Annotated in this window: 17 protein-coding genes; 12 read left to right on the plus strand and 5 right to left on the minus strand. The window is 65.9% G+C overall.

From position 1 onward, the window contains the following. Nucleotides 1-1,127: 1,127 nt before the first annotated feature. A complete protein-coding gene (locus HY57_RS05325) occupies nt 1,128-1,949 on the minus strand; it encodes a ferritin-like domain-containing protein (RefSeq protein WP_019465801.1) in 822 nt (273 codons plus the stop codon). A 143-nt stretch (nt 1,950-2,092) separates the two neighbouring features. After that, nucleotides 2,093-2,509 (minus strand): universal stress protein, encoded by a 417-nt coding sequence (locus tag HY57_RS05330; RefSeq protein WP_019465802.1) that lies wholly within the window; start codon nt 2,507-2,509, stop codon nt 2,093-2,095. 397 nt (nt 2,510-2,906) lie between these two features. On the opposite strand from HY57_RS05330, the gene HY57_RS05335 reads away from it, so the two are divergent. The 9 genes from HY57_RS05335 (at nt 2,907) to HY57_RS05375 (ending at nt 8,620) form a co-directional block, all read left to right on the plus strand. Next, nucleotides 2,907-3,365, plus strand: coding sequence for a hypothetical protein (locus HY57_RS05335; RefSeq protein ID WP_019465803.1), 459 nt, complete (start codon nt 2,907-2,909; stop codon nt 3,363-3,365). 93 nt (nt 3,366-3,458) lie between these two features. Next, a complete protein-coding gene (locus HY57_RS05340; RefSeq protein WP_019465804.1) occupies nt 3,459-4,004 on the plus strand; it encodes a peroxiredoxin in 546 nt (181 codons plus the stop codon). An 11-nt stretch (nt 4,005-4,015) separates the two neighbouring features. Continuing rightward, complete coding sequence (locus HY57_RS05345; protein ID WP_144240777.1) at nt 4,016-4,567, plus strand: hypothetical protein; 552 nt, start codon at nt 4,016-4,018, stop codon at nt 4,565-4,567. 87 nt (nt 4,568-4,654) lie between these two features. After that, nucleotides 4,655-5,407, plus strand: coding sequence for a DUF2884 family protein (locus HY57_RS05350; protein WP_019465806.1), 753 nt, complete (start codon nt 4,655-4,657; stop codon nt 5,405-5,407). A gap of 117 nt (nt 5,408-5,524) precedes the next feature. Then, the gene (locus HY57_RS05355) at nt 5,525-5,959 is read left to right on the plus strand and encodes a PA2169 family four-helix-bundle protein (RefSeq protein WP_019465807.1); all 435 of its coding nucleotides are present in this window, start codon (nt 5,525-5,527) and stop codon (nt 5,957-5,959) included. Nucleotides 5,960-5,989: 30 nt separating this feature from the next. Continuing rightward, nucleotides 5,990-6,565, plus strand: a complete 576-nt coding sequence (locus HY57_RS05360) for a DUF924 family protein (protein ID WP_026034017.1) — start codon at nt 5,990-5,992, stop codon at nt 6,563-6,565. Nucleotides 6,566-6,603: 38 nt separating this feature from the next. Further along, entirely contained in the window at nt 6,604-6,876 is a 273-nt protein-coding gene (locus HY57_RS05365) for a hypothetical protein (RefSeq protein ID WP_019465809.1), read from the plus strand. 146 nt (nt 6,877-7,022) lie between these two features. Beyond that, complete coding sequence (locus tag HY57_RS05370) at nt 7,023-7,340, plus strand: DUF2845 domain-containing protein (protein ID WP_019465810.1); 318 nt, start codon at nt 7,023-7,025, stop codon at nt 7,338-7,340. 59 nt (nt 7,341-7,399) lie between these two features. Beyond that, entirely contained in the window at nt 7,400-8,620 is a 1,221-nt protein-coding gene (locus HY57_RS05375; protein ID WP_019465811.1) for a low temperature requirement protein A, read from the plus strand. Between the two features lie 98 nt (nt 8,621-8,718). Here HY57_RS05375 and HY57_RS05380 read toward each other — a convergent pair whose 3' ends face one another. Beyond that, nucleotides 8,719-9,756, minus strand: coding sequence for a 2-dehydropantoate 2-reductase (locus tag HY57_RS05380; RefSeq protein WP_019465812.1), 1,038 nt, complete (start codon nt 9,754-9,756; stop codon nt 8,719-8,721). Continuing rightward, on the minus strand, nt 9,753-11,411 hold the full coding sequence (locus HY57_RS05385; protein WP_019465813.1) for an FAD-binding dehydrogenase: 1,659 nt from the start codon (nt 11,409-11,411) through the stop codon (nt 9,753-9,755). Before HY57_RS05385 ends, HY57_RS05380 begins: the two co-directional genes overlap by 4 nt. A 538-nt stretch (nt 11,412-11,949) precedes the next feature. Here HY57_RS05385 and HY57_RS05390 point away from each other — a divergent pair. From HY57_RS05390 to lpdA, 3 genes are all read left to right on the plus strand, one after another. After that, nucleotides 11,950-12,783: a mechanosensitive ion channel family protein gene (locus tag HY57_RS05390; RefSeq protein ID WP_019465814.1), complete on the plus strand. Its 834-nt coding sequence runs from the start codon at nt 11,950-11,952 to the stop codon at nt 12,781-12,783. A 215-nt stretch (nt 12,784-12,998) separates the two neighbouring features. Further along, entirely contained in the window at nt 12,999-14,684 is a 1,686-nt protein-coding gene (aceF, locus tag HY57_RS05395) for a dihydrolipoyllysine-residue acetyltransferase (RefSeq protein ID WP_019465815.1), read from the plus strand. A gap of 107 nt (nt 14,685-14,791) precedes the next feature. After that, the gene (lpdA, locus tag HY57_RS05400; RefSeq protein ID WP_019465816.1) at nt 14,792-16,576 is read left to right on the plus strand and encodes a dihydrolipoyl dehydrogenase; all 1,785 of its coding nucleotides are present in this window, start codon (nt 14,792-14,794) and stop codon (nt 16,574-16,576) included. 63 nt (nt 16,577-16,639) lie between these two features. Here the strand turns inward: lpdA and HY57_RS05405 are convergent, their stop codons facing one another. Further along, nucleotides 16,640-17,689, minus strand: a complete 1,050-nt coding sequence (locus HY57_RS05405) for a hypothetical protein (RefSeq protein ID WP_019465817.1) — start codon at nt 17,687-17,689, stop codon at nt 16,640-16,642. Nucleotides 17,690-17,945 lie beyond the last annotated feature (256 nt).

Below are 17,945 nucleotides of genomic sequence, written 5' to 3' on the forward strand. Positions count from 1 at the left end.
GGGCGCGGGAGCAGTCTTGGAAGGCTGGGGTGTTGAGGATTGAAGAGAGGGTTGGGGTGAGGGGTGCAACCTGGCCTCACCGCCTCGTCCTTTAGCCGTCATCCCGGCGCAGGCCGGGATCCAGAGCCTCGGTGCTCGGTTGTCGCGTTGTGGCGACCTGGCTCGCCTGCCGCGGGCTTCCGCCCTCCTGCCGGAGGGCGGGTCACTTTCTCTTGCTTGCCCAAGAGAAAGTAACCAAAGAGAAGGGCCCCCCGGATGACGCGCCTTCCGGGCTTGCAGCCCGGAAGGTACGCGGGCGGGTTCCGGGCTTTTCGACGGGGCATCCTGCCCCGACGAAAAGTGCCAGGGATCCCTCCCTGGCACCCCTGCGGGGCCTGATCTCCACCCGCCCGCCGCGTCATACGGGGACCCGGTAGGTCAAAAGCCAAAAGCCAAAAGCTAAAAGCCAAAGCCAAAAGCCAAAGCTAAAAGCTAAAAGCCGAAGTAAGAAGCCGAGCCGTTGGCGAAGCATCCAAAGAGGCGAGTCCCTTGTGGGAGCGCACCCTGTGCGCGACAGCGGCGTCTCGTAGTCACCGCTCCGTTAGGTTGTCGCGCACAGGGTGCGCTCCCACAGAAAAGAGAAAAGCGGGCGACCGTGCGGGTCCCGACCACGCCAAAGCGAAGCGAGGGGCTGCTTTAAGTCCTCATCGCTCTGGCGCGTTGCGAAGCGCTTGGAATGACACGCTGTGTAGAGGCGGAGGTAGCCGAGTAGCGACCTGCCTCAACCGTTCGGGCTTGTCCCCACAGAATGCTGCCAGCTCTGGCTCTTCAGGCCATTTTCTTTGGGTTACTTTTCTTTTGGGCCAGCAAAAGAAAAGTGACTCGGCCTTCGGCAGAAGGTCGAAACGCCCGCTGCGTAAGCGGCCAGGTCGCGATAACGCACGAGGCGAAGACCCAACCTAGCCGAAACTGGATGACCAGCCATACGGCTGTTGAAAAGCGCCTCCGGCCCGCGACGCGAAGCTAGTCCCGGTGGGACGCCGGGATGACGGCTCTAGTGAGGCCACACGGCCAGCATGCCTGAAGAACAGCTCGCCAACGCCGCCCCATGGCCGTCTCACCCTAAGGAGAGGAAGACAGCACCCCGATCAGTTGAGAAACAACCGCTCCGCCAACTTCGCCAGCGGCTTCTCCATCGCATTCTGCAACCGCGGCGGCAACTCCAGCGGCTTCAGCAACATCTTCACCGTCATCTCCGCCGGAATATTGCGCTTCAGCAAACCCTGCGCACGCCCGGTGATGCGCTTGAACTCCGCCTGGTTGTCCTTGAGATGCGGATAGCACTGGTCGAACACATGCCGCAGGGCGATGTCGCTGTCCTCGCTGCGGATCTCGTTGAGGCGGCGCAGGATGGTGCGGAACACTTTGTAGCGGCTGAAGCCCTCGCGCTCCCGGTACAGGCGGAAATGCTGATAGAAGTGCTTGTAGTGACGGACTTCGTCGCTCTTGATGTGGCCGGTGAGCTGCTTGAGCACCGGTTCGTCGGTGATGTCGTTGAGCGCGCGATAGAGGCTGGCGGTGCCGGTTTCCACCACACAGCGGGCGGCCAGTTCCAGGCCGCGGCTTGCTTCCAGTTGCTCGGCGGTGCACACGGCACCGTACTCGGCCCAGAACGAGGCGAAGCCCTTGTCCCAGTCAAATTCCGGCCACACCGCCTTCACGTAGGCGGCGAGGGCGCGGCCGTGCTGTAGTTCTTCGTGTTCCCAATGCTGGCTGAGCCAGGTCTGCAGGGTTTCGTCGCCGGCGAAGTGGTCGACGAGATTGTGCGTATACAGGTCCGAGCCACTCTCGACGAACGAGGCGCTGCAAAGCAGGAAGAACAGGTCTTCGTTCTGGCGAACGCGCTGAATTTCGATTTGGCTGAAGTCCAGACTTTCCACAGTCCAGGGCAACGATTGGGTGTAGCTCACGCGGGCATTCCTGTGCGGGGCCAGAGGGCTGGTTCAACGCGGGCACGGCGCCAGCCTGGCATGACGGTCTTGTGACAGCATACTTCGAGACGACCACAGGGGATTAACGAGCGCCGACCCGGCGGGGCGAGAGGGCCGGCTGGTCAGCGGACCACGGTCACCGGCACGTGGGCGCGTTCCAGGACATCGCCGGACACCGAGCCGAGCAGCCAGCGTGCCAGGACACCCCGCCCGGTATGGCCGATCACGATGTGATCGACGCCGTGACGGCGCACCTGTTCGAGCAGCACGTCGCCCGGACTGCCGCGCACGACTTCCGCGTCGATCAGCGTCGCGGCATCGGGCACGAGCTGCTTTACTTCTTCGAGCAGGCGGGAGCAACGCGTGCCGCCCTGGTCGGTCATCATCAGCGCGCAGGTGTCGGCGCTGCCTTCGGTCAGCTGCAGTACGGTCACCACGCGCACGCGACCGCCCGTGGCCTGGGCCATTTCCACCGCGAAGCGGACCGCGCGCTGCGAGGTGGCGGAACCGTCATAGCCGACCAGCGAGTACTTGATCATGTACTGTCTCTTGGCGCGGGCGGGCGGCGGCAACGGACCTGGCGCATCCGGTCCAGGGACGTTCGCCCACCGGGTTTTTCGGATCGTGATCCCAGCGTAATCCTCGGCGACCGCCTGCGCCATCGTGCGCAGCATGTTTCGATCCGCTGGCCGATCCGGCGGGCGGCTGCACCCTTGAAGGCCGGCTGCCTGCGCGCGCAACCCACGGTCCTGACTGGTTTTTCCAGGGTGGCGAAGGCATGCGATGAAGCGCCATTCACGAATCGCTCCGTCGATTCCACGTGGCGTTCACAGGAACTGCCGACGATGGACCTCGCGAGCATCTGCGGGCGTTCAGTGTTGCTGGCGAGAATGGCAGGTGTCGTCCCGAGTTCGGACCCATGACAAGGAGACTGCGATGATCAAGCGTACGTTCGGTATGGCGGCCCTGGTTCTGGCCTGCGCGGGTGCGATGACGGCCTTGCCGTCGGCACCGGCCCGGGCGGCCGAGGCGGAAGTGAAGTGCGACCTGACCTTCAGCCTCTCCGGGTGGTCGGTTATCTACAAGCATGCGTCGGGCAGCGGTACCGTGGTCTGCAGCAACGGCCAGAAGGCCCACGTGAAGATCTCGGTCAACGGTGGTGGCCTCACGGCCGGCAAGTACCGCATCGATAACGGCAAGGGCGATATCACCCACGTGCGCAGCATCGACGACGTGTTCGGCGATTACGCGCAGGCGAGTGCCGAAGCCGGTGTGATCAAGAGCGGCGAAGCGCAGGTGTTGAGCAAGGGCACCACCTCGCTGGCCCTGCACGGCAGCGGCGAGGGCATCAACCTGGGTGTGTCGGTGGGTGCGTTCTCCATCACCCGCAAGTAAGCCTGGCCTTGTTGCAGCACACAAAGGGCGCCGCGTGGCGCCCTTTGTTTTGGTACGCGTACACTCTGCGACATTCCCGGTTGGAGTGTGGTCATGCGTCGCCTGTCGTTCCTGTTGTTGCTTGGTCTCTTGACCGGGCTGCTGGCCCCGGCCTATGCCGGCGATTCCGCGCCCCCGATGCCCCAGGCCGGCCAGGCGGCTCCCGATTTCCACCTGCAGGATCAGAATGGCAAGTGGCACATGCCGGCCGATCACAAGGGCCATTGGGTGGTCCTGTACTTCTATCCGAAGGACTTCACGCCTGGTTGCACCACCGAGGTCTGCACCTTCCGCGATGACGTGGCCAAACTGCGCCAGCAAGGCGCCGACGTGCTGGGCGTGAGCCTGGATGACGTGACATCGCACGCCGAATTCGCCGCCAAATACCACGTGCCGTTCCCGCTGCTCTCCGATGCCGATGGCGCCACCGCCCGGGCCTACGGCGTGCTCACTTCCAAGCTGGGCTTCAAGTACGCACGCCGCACCACGTTCCTGATCGATCCGCAGGGCAAGATCGCCAAGGTCTACCCGGATGTGGATCCCGAGAAGCATTCGGCGCAGGTGCTGTCCGACCTGGCCACGCTGAAGGCCTCCTCCTGATGCCGCTCGCCATGCGTACTGAAAGCTCCCGGCACGACGGCTTTGCGTTCTGGCGCATCCTGGTGTGGCTGATCCTGTTGCTGGCGGCATACGGCTGCCTGCAGTACGTGACGCACGCCCAGCAGCTGTGGCATGCGCTGCAGCCGCTGCCGGCGTCGGACACGGGGGATATCGTGCAGCTGCAGAAGATGCTGGCCTGGGATGTGCTCTATTTCCTCGCGGCGTTCGCCTTGGTGGTGATCTGCGCGGGCGCCATTCTTCGACAGGCGTGGGCGCGTTCCGCCTTGCAGGTGGCCTGCGTGCTGCTGGCTGTGGGCTGGGGGCTGGTCGGCGGCCTGATGCTGTTCTCGCAATGGCACGAATTCAGCCAGGGCGTGGCGATGACGAACGCGCAGTCATCGCTGGATACCGCCTCGCAAATGGCGCTTGCCCATATGCATCGCAGTTTCCTCATCGCCATGGGCATCAAGGTTGTGGGTGGCCCGCTGCTGCTGTGGCTGGCCTGGCGGCTGGGGCAACCTGCGGTGCGCCAACAGTTCCGTACCCTGCGCAGGGCGCGTTAAGGCGATACTTACTTCGCGTTGGCTTATTCAGGTTCGGTTGCCGCAGCGCAGGTTATCGCTGCGGCATCGTCCGTTCCGGTTTTTCCCATGCGCCTGCGCCGTTTGTCCGTTCTCCTGATGTTCTCCTTCGCCAGCCTGGCCCTGCATGCGCAGGACCTGGCCACCACCTGCCATGCGACCAGCAGCTACGACCTCACCGTGGCGCCGGATCACCTCCAGTTTGACCGGCCGCAGCCCTCGCCCCGCGTGGTGGTGATGCACGATGGCAGCCTGCGCACCGATGGGGCCGTGGCCTCGTTGCGGCCCGATGACGAAGACCGGCTGGCCCTGTTCGAGCGCGAACTGCGCGCCCTGATGCCACGCGTGAAGGCGGTGGCATCCAACGGCGTGGACATGCTGGCCGCCGCCATGCATGACGAAGGCGCGCGGCTCTCGCTGGACGCCGCCACGCGGACCGAGCTCGACCGTCGCGTGGCCACACGTGCCGTGGAGCTCAAGCAGCGCATCGCTGCCAGCAACAGCACGCACGACTGGCAGGGCAACCTGGCCGACCAGTACGCCAACCAGCTGGCCTCCGACCTGATGCCGCTGCTGGCCAACGACCTGGGTCAGCAGGCCATGAACGCGGCCATGACCGGCGACCTGCAGGCCGCGGCCAGTCTGCGCGACACCGCGGCGGATCTCGCCACCCAGCTGCGCCCCCGCCTGGAGCAGCGGATGCAGGCGCTTTCGCCCCAGGTGCAGGCGCTGTGCCCGGCGGTTCAGCGTCTGGCCGAGCTGCAGCAGGGGATTCGCGGCGCTGGCGGGCAACCCCTGAACCTGCTTCAGGTCGGGCAGTAAAACCGCGGCTGAGCAAGGGTCTCTGCTTCGCCCGTGATTAACCTTCCGCTAAGTGGCGAAGCGCGAGGATGTCGTCCGCCACCGTTTCAGGCTCAGCAGTCCGCAGGAGGCGACCTCGTGTCGCGGGTACCACACTACAACGCCCTCATCCGACGGGGCATCGATGACCGGGACCTGTATCGCCGGGCCCTGGCTGACGTCCGCGAGCCCGGTCTGCAGGCTTTGCTGGCGGAGAACCTGCAGACGCTCGACGCCTTGATCGGCGATCTGCAGGCACAGGTACACGCCAGTGGCCGCACACCGGCCCGTCACGGGACGCTCACGGGAGCCATCCGCAGCGCGCTGGCGGCGATGGTCACCGGGCTGGCCTCCAACCGCGATTCGGCGTGGGTGCACTACCTGGCGCGAAACGAATGCGCCCTCCTGAACAGCTTCGAGCAGCAGATGGCGCAGGCCTCCGGCGAATCGGCGCGTGTGCTGAGAGTCCAGTTGTCCCGCCTCTACGGCATCCATAAGGATATGCACTGCCTGGCCGGCACCAACCACGGTTGACCGGCCGCTTCATCCACACAAGGAACCTGTGTGCCATCGACTCCCGCGGACGTGCTGGATTTCTGGTTCGACAGTGCCACCGAGGCGCTCTGGTTCGCGCGCAGCGACGCCTTCGATGCACGCATCCGCGAGCGTTTCGGCGACACGTTGACGGCGGCCCGGCGCGGCGATCTGGACGATTGGGCGCAGACGCCCGATGGTTGGCTGGCCCTGCTGATCGTGCGCGACCAGTTCAGCCGGAACCTCTACCGCAACGACGCCCGCGCCTGGTCGGATGATCAGGCCACGCAGGCCATCGCCCTGGAGGGCATGGCGCGCGGGCTTGACCTGGGGTTGTCGCCACTCCAGCGCGTCTTTGCCTATCTGCCGCTGGAACATGCGGAAAGCACGGATCTGCAGAAGCATTGCGTGCGCCTGTTCGAAGGCCTTGCGGCGAGCCAGCCGGCGGCGACGCGTTCCCGTTTCGACGACTTCCTTGATTACGCCCGCCACCACCACGATGTGATAGAGCGGTTCGGCAGGTTTCCCCACCGCAACGCCGTCCTTGGCCGTACCGATACGCCTGCGGAGCAAGCGTATATGGCGAGCCCGGGCGCCGGCTTCTGAGCGGTTTTCTGAGCGTTACCGACGACACGGAGTTCATCATGCGCCGCTATCTCCTCACCGCCCTGCTGCTGTTGAGCGCATCCGCCTATGCCAGCAACACTTATCGTGTCGGCAGCGAGGTGCTTACCGTGGGCGACAGCGCCGTGCGCGCCATGCAGTTGATGGGCAAGCCCGATTTCAAGGAGCCCGTGCAGAGTGATTACGGCGGATACCAGGGCGAGCGCTGGCAGTACGCGCGCGACGACGGACGCATCGTCATCATCACCATCATCAACGGCAAGGTGTCGGACATCGCGGATCGCTCGCGCTGAGCGCTCCGCCCGCTCGCCGGCGAATGACGCCCGCGTGCGGGCATGGCTGACAGGCGGCGACGGCGTCCAACGCATTCTGTCGTCCCGCATGGCCTCGATAAGGTGACTCTTCCGCGCGGCGACGCGCATGGAAGAGCGAGTGGGCGATGCGTCGATATCTTGGACTGGTGGGCCTGGTGCTGGCGTGCGCGGCGCATGCCGGCGGCGGAACCCTGCGCGTGGGCAGTCAGGTGCTGGTGGTGGGCGACAGCGCCACGCGAGTGATCGAACTGCTGGGCAAGCCGGCTTACCGCACGCATGCCAAGGCGAACAAGTCGTCGTCCGGCAACACGTCGGGTCGCAAGAAGGGCGCTAAGGGAAGCACTTCCGGCGGTGAGCAATGGCAGTATCGCCAGGGCAACCGGCTCGTCACCATCACCGTGGCCGAGGGCAAGGTCACCGGCATCCGCGACGACGGTCGCTGAGACGATGGCGGCGTGCCTGCCGGCCGTGCGATAAGGGTGGCGATACCAGGGAGATCGCCATGTCCGAAGTGCCCCACGCGGCGGAACACCCCTCGCCCGGCCTGTTGCGCCCGCGACAGCCGGGCACCCACGGCAAGGTCACCAATGTCGAGTTGTTCTTCGACCTGGTGTTCGTCTATGCGGTGACGCAGTTGTCCCACACCTTGCTGCACGACCTGACCGCGATGGGGGCGGTGCGCGTGCTGTTGTTGTTCCTGGCGGTGTGGTGGGTATGGATCTTCACCGGCTGGATCACCAACTGGCTCGATCCCGAACGTTTGGCCGTCCGCTTGCTGGTGCTGGCGTTGATGTTCGCCGGCCTGCTGCTGTCGACCGCATTGCCCCTGGCCTTCGACGGGCGCGGCAAGGTTTTCGCCATGGCCTACGTCGCCATGCAGGTGGGGCGTTCGCTGTTCATGGTCTGGGCGCTGCGCCACGCGAATCAGGCGGCGCGGTTCAACTTCTACCGCATCACTACCTGGCTGACGGTCACGGGCGTGTTGTGGCTGGTGGGCGCCTTTGCATCCGGCGAGGCGCGCCTGGCGTGGTGGGTGGTGGCGCTGGGCATCGAGTATCTCGGGCCGGCGGCGTTCTTCTACGTGCCGGGCCTGGGGCGGTCTTCCACGCGCGAATGGGATGTGGAGGGTGGGCACATGGCGGAGCGTTGCAGCCTGTTCGTCATCATCGCGCTGGGGGAATCGGTGGTGGTGATGGGCAGCACGTTCGCGGACAGTGCCCGTACGGCAGACCTGTGGTTCACCTGTGTCACGGCTTTCATCGGCTGCGTGGCGATGTGGTGGATCTATTTCGACATGGGCGTGGAGCGGGGCAGCCGTTCGATTCGCCACTCGGCCGATCCGGGGCGCACCGCACGGATCGCCTACACCTACCTGCACCTGCTGATCGTCGCCGGCATCATCGTGAGCGCGGTGGGCGACGAGTTGAGCCTGGCCCAGCCGCATGCGCAGGCGGATACGGCGCAGATCGCCGTGCTGCTCGGTGGACCGGCGCTCTATCTGCTGGGCAATGCGTTGTTCAAGCAGTCGGTCAACCAGACAAACATGCCGCTGTCGCACCTGGCCGGGCTGGGGATGCTGGCGATGCTGCTGTGGCCGGCTCATGGCATGACGGTGTTGTCGCTGGCGTTGGCGACCACCGTGGTGCTGGTGGTGGTGGCGGTGTGGGAGAGCTTTTCGCTGCGTGATCTGCGGCGGGAGTTGTACGGCGCGGCGGAGGAGTAAGCGCCGAGCTTTTCTTGTGGGAGCGCACCCTGTGCGCGACAACCGCACGGCGCAGTCGCATCATGCGCCGCAGTCGCGCACAGGGTGCGCTCCCACCGTTACGCGTTAGGCGTTGCCTGGGCGTCGTGCAGTTCCGAGAGCAGCTCCTGTGAACTCCAGGTACGGCGCGTCTGCTCGGCTTCATGCACCAGCGCCACCAGGCGTGCGTTCACCGGCGCGGCAACATGATGCTCACGGGCGATCCGTACGACTTCGCCGTTGATGGCATCGACTTCGGTCGGGCGGCCGCGTTCCAGGTCTTCCCACATGGACGAGCGCGCCACCGGGTCGATCGCCAGCAGTCGCGAGGCGAGGCGGCGGAACCATGCGTCAGGCATCTCGAGCACGCGCGGCAACCACTGCGGCGGTAGCGGCGTGAGCCTGGCGGGAAGCGTGCCCGCGGCATCGAATACGGCGAGCGCTTCGCGCTGGGCCAACGCCAGGCAGCGGCGCCAGTCGCGCTGGGAAAGCTCTTCCTTCAGCGGCACGTTCGACAGCGCGTTGATGGCGTTGTTGAGATTGAGCAATAGCTTGGCGGCCAGTACCGCGGGCATGTCGGTGCGCGGCATCAGCGGCAGGCCCGATGCCTGGAACACGGGAAGGAAGGCCGCCAGCGCATCGTGGGCTTCCACCATCAGCTCACCGCCGGAGCCCTGGTGGAAATCGCCGGGAATGCGCTGGAGCACGTTGAACGGCACCATGCCGGCCAGCACCGGGTGTCCCGGCAGCGCATCGCGCAGCAGGGCGGCGTTGTGCAGGCCATTCTGGAAGCTCACCACGGGTACGCCGGGTGCAATGACTTCTGCCAGTTCCCGGGCGACGGTTTCCGTCGCTGCCGATTTCACGGTCACCAGCACCAGATGCGCCTTGGCGGCGGCAAACGGATCGACCTGCAATTCCACGTCGCGGGTGGCGACGTGTTCGTGACCGCCACGCAGATCGCTCCAGTCGAGGCCGCCGTGGATGCGCCATGCATCGATCACGCGACGGCGTCCGATGCAGGTGATCCGCGCATGCTCATGCAACCGGGCAGCGAGGTAACCGCCGACGCTGCCCGCGCCATAGATGGCGATGCGGGGCAGGGCATGCGCGCTCACGCGACGGCCTTTGCCGCGGCACGCCCCGCGACGCGGCCGGAGAACAGGCAGCCGCCCAGGAAACTGCCCTCCAGCGCGCGATAGCCGTGCAGGCCGCCGCCACCGAAGCCCGCCGCCTCGCCCACCGCATACAGGCCCGGCAGCGGCTGGCCATCCGGGCCAAGCACGCGTGCGTCCAGATCGGTTTCCAGACCGCCCAGCGTCTTGCGCGTGAGGATGTTCAAGCGCACGCCGATGAGCGGACCGTTCGCGGGATCGAGCAGCCTGTGCGGCTTCGCCACGCGCACCAGCCGGTCGCCGCGATAACGCCGTGCGTTGTGGATAGCCATCACCTGGCTGTCCTTGGCGAACGGATTGTCGAACTGCCGGTCGCGTGCCTCGATTTCGCGGCGAATATGCGCGGCATCCAGCAGCGTATTGTTCGCCAGTGCATTCATGCCGGCGACCAGTTCCTCCAGCGTGTCGCGCACGACGAAATCGCGGCCATGCTGCTTGAAGGCTTCCACCGGCGCCGGCGCGTTTTTACCGATCGCGCGTTTGGCTACCTGCCGCCAGCTCTTGCCGGTCAGGTCGGGATTCTGTTCCGAGCCCGATAGCGCGAACTCGCGGCGGATGATCTGCTGGTCGAGAATGAACCAGCTGTAGTCATGGCCCGTGCGCCGCAGGTGTTCGAGCGTGCCCAGGGTGTCGAAGCCCGGCCACAAAGGCCCTGGCAAGCGTTGGCCGGTGGCATCGAACCAGAACGACGACGGGCCTGGAAGGATGCGTATCGCATGCCGGGGCCAGATCGGGTTCCAGTTCTCGATGCCTTCGACGTAGTGCCACATGCGGTCGCGGTTGATCAGCCGCGCGCCGACGCTTTCGCTGATGCCGAGCATGCGGCCATCCACGTGCGCCGGCACGCCGCTCAGCATGTGGACCGGCGGCGGCCCAAGGCGTTCGGGCCAGTTCTGCCGTACCAGCGAATGATTGCCGCCGATACCGCCAGACGCCACGATCACCGCCTGCGCATGCTGCTCGAAGCCATGCATCACGTCGCGTGAACTGGGTTTGCCGCGTTCCGTGCCATCGGGCGTCAGCACGTTGCCGCGCACACCGGTCACGGCGCCGCCTTCCACGATGAGTTCATCCACGCAATGGCGGAAGCCGAACTGCAGCAGGCCTTTTGCCTGTGCCTCGCGCGCACGCCGCACGAACGGTTCGATCACCCCGGGGCCGGTGCCCCAGGTCACATGGAAACGCGGCACCGAGTTGCCGTGGCCGATCGAGCCGTGGCCGCCGCGCTCGGCCCAACCCACCACGGGAAACCAGCGCATGCCCATGGCGTGCAGCCACGCGCGCTTTTCGCCAGCGGCGAAATCGACATAGGCTTCGGCCCAGCGGCGCGGCCAGTGATCTTCAGGGCGATCGAATGCCGCGGTACCCATCCAGTCGGCGAGCGCCAAGGCGTGCGAGTCGCGCACGCCCATGCGCCGTTGCTCCGGCGAGTCGACGAAAAACAGCCCTCCGAACGACCAGAACGCCTGTCCCCCCAGACTTTGTTCCGGTTCCTGCTCCAGCACCAGCACGCGCTTGCCGGCGTCAGCCAGCTCCGTGGCGGCCACCAGCCCTGCGAGGCCGGCTCCCACCACGACCACATCGCACCCGTCCCGCATCCCCCGCCTCCCCGTGGCGATTCGCGTTACCGAACCCCGAACTTAGCGTGGCCGGAAAGGCATTCCTAGGTGCGCTGCGTCATAGGCCGGAAGGCACGCCATGACCGACGACACGGCATGACGAGCGGCCCATGCCGGCGTGTCGTGCCGTGCTGCATCGTGCCCCTGAATGACGCGCGGCATACGCGCCCAGACAGCACACGGAGGGAGCAGGATGCGCACCACCCTGATGGCTTGCACGGTACCCGGGACCGGGTTCGTTCGATGCGCCGCAACACGGTTTCCTTTCCGCCAGCGCCACGGTTCGCGCACCCAGGCCCAGCCGTGACCAGGACAACAAGAAGCTGATTACAGCCACGGACAGTGCGCGCGCCGGCAGAGGCGACTTCGCGTACTGATCCACTGTCGGGGCTCCCCAGCACGACGTTTGGACCATGCCGGTTCCCGGCATGGTCCGTTTTGCCTGCGCCAGGACAACGGAACCTTGATTGACCGACTGCTAGGCTCGCGAGGTTTGTCATCCGAGGGACCACCATCCATGCACCAGCTCCTGGCCCGCCTGCCGCTTTCCGAGCGCAGCATCACCATGCTCATCAACCTCAGCCTCGCCCTGGTGATGCTGCTGGTCGGGCTATGGTTGGCCGCGCGCGTGGCCAACATAGGGCGGCGGGCCATGCATCGCGCCAACCTGGACCCGACGCTGACCGGCTTCCTGCGCAACCTTATTTACGGCGTGCTGGTCTCGGTGCTGATCGTGATGACGCTGCAACAGGCCGGCGTGCCGTCGGCCCCGCTGGTGGCGGCGCTGGGCGCGGGCGGCCTTGCCATCGGCCTTGCGCTGCAGGGCTCGCTCAGCAATCTGGCGTGGGGCGTGCTGCTGATCCTGTTCCGCCCGTTGAGCGTGGGCGATTACGTTCGCGCCGGCGCCATCGAAGGCACGGTGGAAGGCATCAGCCTGATGTACACGCTGCTGGTCATGCCGGACAACCGCGAGGCGATCGTGCCGAACGCCAAGATCGGCTCGGACGCCATCATCAATTTCAACCGGCGCGGTACGCGGCGTTTCGAGCTGAAAGTGGGCATTGGCTACAAGGACGACATCGGCAAGGCGATGGACCTGATCCGCCAGCTTTTCGCCGCCGACGCGCGCATCCTGACCGATCCCGCGCCAGGCGTGTGGCTGGACAGCCTGGATCAGGGCGCCGTGGTGCTGGTGATGCGCGCCTTTACGCGCAGTGGCGATTCCTGGGCCACGCAGACCGATGTCCTGCGCGCGGTGAAGGAGCGCTTCGATGCCGAAGGCGTCAGCATCCCGGTTCCGCAGCGCGAGGTGGCGGTGGTGCGAGGGGCGTTGCCGGAGCAGACCACCTGACCAAGTGGAATGCACCGGGAAGGCCTGATGGATCGCCGTTTTCGATGTTCCTGCGACAGATCGTCCGCCAGGCCGGAAAAAAGTCGTGCATACGTATGCGAATGGTGCCTTCAACCGATCCAAAAGCGTCCGGAACCGGGTCTCGTTCGCTATGATTAAAGCCTTACGCGGCCGTCATCCCCGCCGGCTCGCCATCGCCATCCGTAGGAGAAACCATGGCCGACCTTAAAGAAGCACGCGTTCCCGATATCGGCAGCGAGAATGTGCCGGTGATCGAAGTGCTGGTGAAACCCGGCGACAAGGTGGCCAAAGAGCAGGGCCTGGTCACGCTGGAATCGGACAAGGCGACCATGGAAGTGCCGGCCCCGTTCGCGGGCACGGTGAAGGAAATCAAGCTGAAGGTGGGTGACGAGGTGTCCGAAGGCACGCTCATCGCCATCATCGAAGCCGACGGCGAAGCGGCCGCGCCTGCTCCCACGCAGGCTGCGCCGGCCAAGGTGGAAACGCCCGCCAAGGCAGCCCCCGCTCCGGCTCCCGCGCCGGCACCGGCCGCCGCGCCCGCCGCTGGCGGCGGTGGCGTGCAGGAAGTGAAGGTGCCTGACATCGGCAGCGAGAACGTGCCGGTCATCGAGATCCTGGTGAAAGTGGGCGACAGCATCGCCAAGGACCAGGGCCTGATCACGCTGGAATCGGACAAGGCCACGATGGAAGTGCCGGCGCCGTTCGCGGGCGTGGTGAAGGACATCAAGGTCAAGCTGGGCGACGAGCTGTCCGAAGGCAGCGTCATCGCGCTGGTCGAAGCCGCCGGTGGCGCGCCCGCCGCTGCGCCGGCTCCCGCGCCGGCCGCCGCCAGGGTGGAGGCACCCCAGGTCGCGGAGAAGCCCGAACCCATGGGTGGCCGCGGCGTGCTCCCGGGCAACGTGCCGGAAGGCGACGTGGCGCCGACCGCGCGCCCGCCGTTCGACTCCAACATCGTCATGCCGGGTGATGCCCCGTACGCCAGTCCCGCTATCCGCGCCTTCGCGCGCGAGTTGGGCGTGGACATCCGCCAGGTGAAGGGTTCGGGCCGTGGTGGCCGCATCCAGCGCGACGACGTCACTGGTTACGTGAAACACGCGCTGGCCTCCGGCGCGCGCCCGGCCGGTGCCCCCGTGGCCGCCGGCGGTGGCCTCAACCTGCTGCCGTGGCCGAAGGTCGATTTCAGCAAGTTCGGCGAGATCGAAGAGAAGCCGCTGTCGCGCATCCAGAAGATCTCGGGTGCGAACCTCGCGCGCAACTGGGCGATGATTCCGCACGTCACCCAGCACGAAGACGCCGATATCACCGAGCTGGAAGCCTTCCGCAAGAAGCTCGGCGATGAGAACAAGGACCTGAAGATCACCCCGCTGGTGTTCCAGATCAAGGCCGTCGTTGCGGCGCTGAAGAAGTTCCCGCAGTTCAATGCTTCGCTGGACGTCACCGGCGAGAAGCTGATCCTCAAGAAGTACTTCCACATCGGCATCGCGGTGGATACGCCCGATGGCCTGGTGGTGCCGGTGATCCGCGACTGCGACAAGAAGGGCCTGCTGGATCTGGCCATCGAGCTCGGCGAGATCTCCAAGAAGGCGCGCGACAAGAAGCTCGGCCCCAACGAAATGTCGGGTGGCTGCTTCTCCATCTCCTCGCTCGGCGGCATCGGCGGCACGGCGTTCACGCCGATCGTCAACGCGCCGGAAGTGGCCATCCTCGGCGTGTCCAAGGCCGCCATGAAGCCGGTGTGGAACGGCAAGGAATTCGCGCCGCGTCTGGTGCTGCCGCTGTCGCTCAGCTACGACCACCGCGTGATCGACGGCGCACTCGCCGCGCGCTTCGCTTCCTATCTCGCACAGCAGCTCGGCGATATCCGCCGCCTGCTCCTCTGACGCGTTGACGTCTGCCTCTCCCCTCCGGGGGAGGGGGCTGGGGTGAGGGGCCAATCTTGCGAAGACGTCCTTTCACTGCGTAGCGAAAAGAAATCCAAGGATTCCCCATGGCAAGCACCATCGAAATCAAAGTCCCCGACATCGGCGGCCACGACAACGTGCCGGTGATCGAGGTGCTGGTGAAGGTTGGCGACACCGTCGCCAAGGAACAGAGCCTGATCACGCTCGAGTCGGACAAGGCCACGATGGAGATTCCGTCGAGCGCCGCCGGCGTGATCAAGGAGCTGAAGGTCAAGGTGGGCGACGAAGTGTCCGAAGGCGCGCTGATCGCCGTGCTGGAAGCCGCTGACGGCGCCGCCAAGGCGGATGCGCCGAAGGCCGCTGCTCCGGCACCCGCACCGGCGCCGGCTCCTGCCGCAGCGCCGGCACCGGCTGCCGCGCCCGCGCCGAAGGCCGCCGGTGCCTCGGGCCGCACGCCCGACATCGAATGCAAGCTGGTCGTGCTCGGCTCCGGCCCCGGCGGCTACACCGCCGCGTTCCGCGCGGCCGACCTCGACGTCGATACCGTGCTGGTCGAGCGTTACGCCACGCTGGGCGGCGTCTGCCTCAACGTCGGCTGCATTCCCTCCAAGGCGCTGCTGCACGCGGCCGCCGTGATCGACGAAGCGGAAGCGATGGCCGCGCACGGCGTCAGCTTCGGCGCGCCGAAGATCGACATCGACAAGCTGCGCGACTTCAAGACCAAGGTGGTCGGCAAGCTCACCGGCGGCCTGTCCAGCATGGCCAAGCAGCGCAAGGTGCGTACCGTGCAGGGCGTGGGTACCTTCGTCTCGCCGAACGAGATGGAAGTCCAGACGGCCGAAGGCACCAAGCTGATCCGTTTCGAGAACGCCATCATCGCCGCGGGTTCGCAGTCGGTGAAGCTGCCGGCCTTCCCGTGGGACGACGAGCGCATCATGGATTCCACCGGCGCGCTCGAGCTGAAGGAAGTGCCGAAGAAGCTGCTCGTCGTCGGTGGCGGCATCATTGGCCTGGAAATGGCCACCGTGTACTCCTCGCTCGGCAGCGAAGTGACCGTGGTCGAGTTCATGGACCAGATCATCCCGGGCGCCGACGCCGACCTGATCAAGCCGCTGGCGCAGCGCCTGGCCAAGAAGCTCAAGGGCGTGCACCTCAAGACCAAGGTGGTGGAAGCCAAGGCCACCAAGAAGGGCATCGAGGTCAGCTACGAAGGCGAGAGCATTCCGGAAACCACCGTGTTCGACCGCGTGCTGGTCGCCGTGGGCCGCTCGCCCAACGGCAACAAGATCGGCGCGGACAAGGCCGGCGTGGCAGTGACCGAGCGCGGCTTCATCAATGTCGACACGCAGATGCGCACCAACGTGCCGCACATCTACGCCATCGGCGACCTGGTCGGCCAGCCCATGCTGGCGCACAAGGCCACGCACGAGGCACGCGTGGCGGCGGAAGTCGTTGCCGGCATGAAGAGCTACTTCGATGCGCGCGTGATCCCGTCCGTCGCCTTCACCGATCCGGAAGTGGCATGGGTGGGCGTCACCGAACGTGAGGCGAAGGAAAAGGGCCTCAAGGTCGGCGTGGGCAAGTTCCCGTGGGCGGCCAGCGGCCGCGCCATCGGCATCGACCGCACGGAAGGCTTCACCAAGCTGATCTTCGACGAAGAGACCCACCGCATCGTCGGTGGCGCCATCGTCGGCCCGCATGCGGGCGACCTGATCAGCGAGCTTTGCCTGGCGATCGAAATGGGTGCGGAAGCGGCCGACATCGGCCTCACCATCCACCCGCATCCCACGCTGGGTGAGTCGGTGGGCATGGCGGCGGAAGTCTACGAAGGCACTATTACCGACCTGTACATGCCGAAGAAGAAAAAGTAAGTCGGCACTGTCGCTACGAAGAAAGAGCCCGGGACATCCCGGGCTCTTTTTTTGTGCCTGCGATCAGTTCGATTCGGTGAACTGGATCGACGGGTTGCTGCCGCCCGCCGTCGTGCAGCTGCCCAGGTTGAGGTTGTTGCTCTCGCCCGTGCTGCCGGAGTTGGCGACGCAGGACGGTGCCGTGGTGGAGCCGTTGGTCACCGCCAGCTTCACGGTGATGTGCGAGCCGCTGTTGAACTGCGCTTCCGAGCCACCCGCGTTGCCGACCACGTTGAACTCGCCGACCTTCCACACCTGCGCCAGGTACAGCACGCTGTCGGCGCCGCTGGAGCTGTAGGCCGTGGTGCCGTTGGTGAACACCACCGTGTCCTTGCCGCCGGCGGTGACGCCGCCGCTCAGCTTGACGTTACCCAGCTGGGTGGCTGGTACGTCCGGCGCGGTGGTGGCGGCGCTGTTCTTGTAGCAGTCGCCTGCGCCGTCGCTGCCGAAGCCGGTCGGGCAGCGCGTGCCACCGTAGTTGATCAGCCAGTACTGCATGAACACGGCGGCCGAGCCTTGCACTTCATAGTCGGGCGCGTAGACGAACTGCTGCCACACCGTACAACCCGAGTGGCCCCGGCAGGCGGAGGTGGTGTCGTTGAAACTGGAGTTGATCTGCAGCGAATACTCGTTCGGGCCAAGGATGCCGCCGCCGCCATACGCCGCCACGCCCACGCCGGTTTCCGACGTCACGCCCGTCACCGACGGGAATGTGCCCACGGCCTGCTTGATCAGGCTGGTGCTCTGCAGCGTGTAGTCGTTGCCATTGCCGGCGGTTTCCGCCGCACCACCGAACAGGCGGAAGCGCGGGGTCGGGGCAACGCGCGGCTGAAGCTCATGACAGGCGGTCTGGTGCCAGATGACGCTGGGGTACGTGGCCTGGAAGCAACCTTCCGACGGCGTGGCGATCTGCGCCATGGCTTCGCGCCAGCTGGCGCGTGCCGTTTCTTCCATCGGGCTGACGTACGTCGCAGCCTGCATGGAAGCGCCGCCCGAAGGCGCGGCGTAGACAGCGGGAAGGAGGGCGGCGCTGATCAGGCCCGCGAGCAGCGCAATCTTGGTGTTTGCACGCATTGAGTATCTCCCTTGGAACGCGAATGGTCATGGGTTGTCGACCGCGGACGATTCCGTCGGCCGATGACAGGCAACAACTCACCTACACGCCGGCAACCCGAGGGTTGCAGCGAATCTCTTGCGATCTCATGGCTCCTTCCGGACGACGGAAGGTGAAGACTTCCCCAGTCACGAGCACTCGGGGAAACAGGGTGTCCCCTGAGCACTCAGGAGCGTTTGGTAACCCATGCGTCGCGCCGTTGCAAATCGAAAAAAA

The sequence above is a fragment of the Dyella japonica A8 genome (genome assembly GCF_000725385.1).
Lineage (GTDB): Bacteria > Pseudomonadota > Gammaproteobacteria > Xanthomonadales > Rhodanobacteraceae > Dyella > Dyella japonica_C.

What these genes read in the sequence shown, in the direction of transcription:
- HY57_RS05330 (WP_019465802.1), bottom strand. Translation starts at nt 2,509, where the DNA reads ATGATCAAGTACTCGCTGGTCGGCTATGACGGTTCCGCCACCTCGCAG.
- HY57_RS05390 (WP_019465814.1), top strand. Translation starts at nt 11,950, where the DNA reads ATGCACCAGCTCCTGGCCCGCCTGCCGCTTTCCGAGCGCAGCATCACC.
- HY57_RS05345 (WP_144240777.1), top strand. Translation starts at nt 4,016, where the DNA reads ATGCGTACTGAAAGCTCCCGGCACGACGGCTTTGCGTTCTGGCGCATC.
- HY57_RS05350 (WP_019465806.1), top strand. Translation starts at nt 4,655, where the DNA reads ATGCGCCTGCGCCGTTTGTCCGTTCTCCTGATGTTCTCCTTCGCCAGC.
- HY57_RS05375 (WP_019465811.1), top strand. Translation starts at nt 7,400, where the DNA reads ATGTCCGAAGTGCCCCACGCGGCGGAACACCCCTCGCCCGGCCTGTTG.
- HY57_RS05340 (WP_019465804.1), top strand. Translation starts at nt 3,459, where the DNA reads ATGCGTCGCCTGTCGTTCCTGTTGTTGCTTGGTCTCTTGACCGGGCTG.
- aceF (WP_019465815.1), top strand. Translation starts at nt 12,999, where the DNA reads ATGGCCGACCTTAAAGAAGCACGCGTTCCCGATATCGGCAGCGAGAAT.
- HY57_RS05405 (WP_019465817.1), bottom strand. Translation starts at nt 17,689, where the DNA reads ATGCGTGCAAACACCAAGATTGCGCTGCTCGCGGGCCTGATCAGCGCC.
- HY57_RS05365 (WP_019465809.1), top strand. Translation starts at nt 6,604, where the DNA reads ATGCGCCGCTATCTCCTCACCGCCCTGCTGCTGTTGAGCGCATCCGCC.
- HY57_RS05385 (WP_019465813.1), bottom strand. Translation starts at nt 11,411, where the DNA reads ATGCGGGACGGGTGCGATGTGGTCGTGGTGGGAGCCGGCCTCGCAGGG.
- HY57_RS05370 (WP_019465810.1), top strand. Translation starts at nt 7,023, where the DNA reads ATGCGTCGATATCTTGGACTGGTGGGCCTGGTGCTGGCGTGCGCGGCG.
- HY57_RS05335 (WP_019465803.1), top strand. Translation starts at nt 2,907, where the DNA reads ATGATCAAGCGTACGTTCGGTATGGCGGCCCTGGTTCTGGCCTGCGCG.
- lpdA (WP_019465816.1), top strand. Translation starts at nt 14,792, where the DNA reads ATGGCAAGCACCATCGAAATCAAAGTCCCCGACATCGGCGGCCACGAC.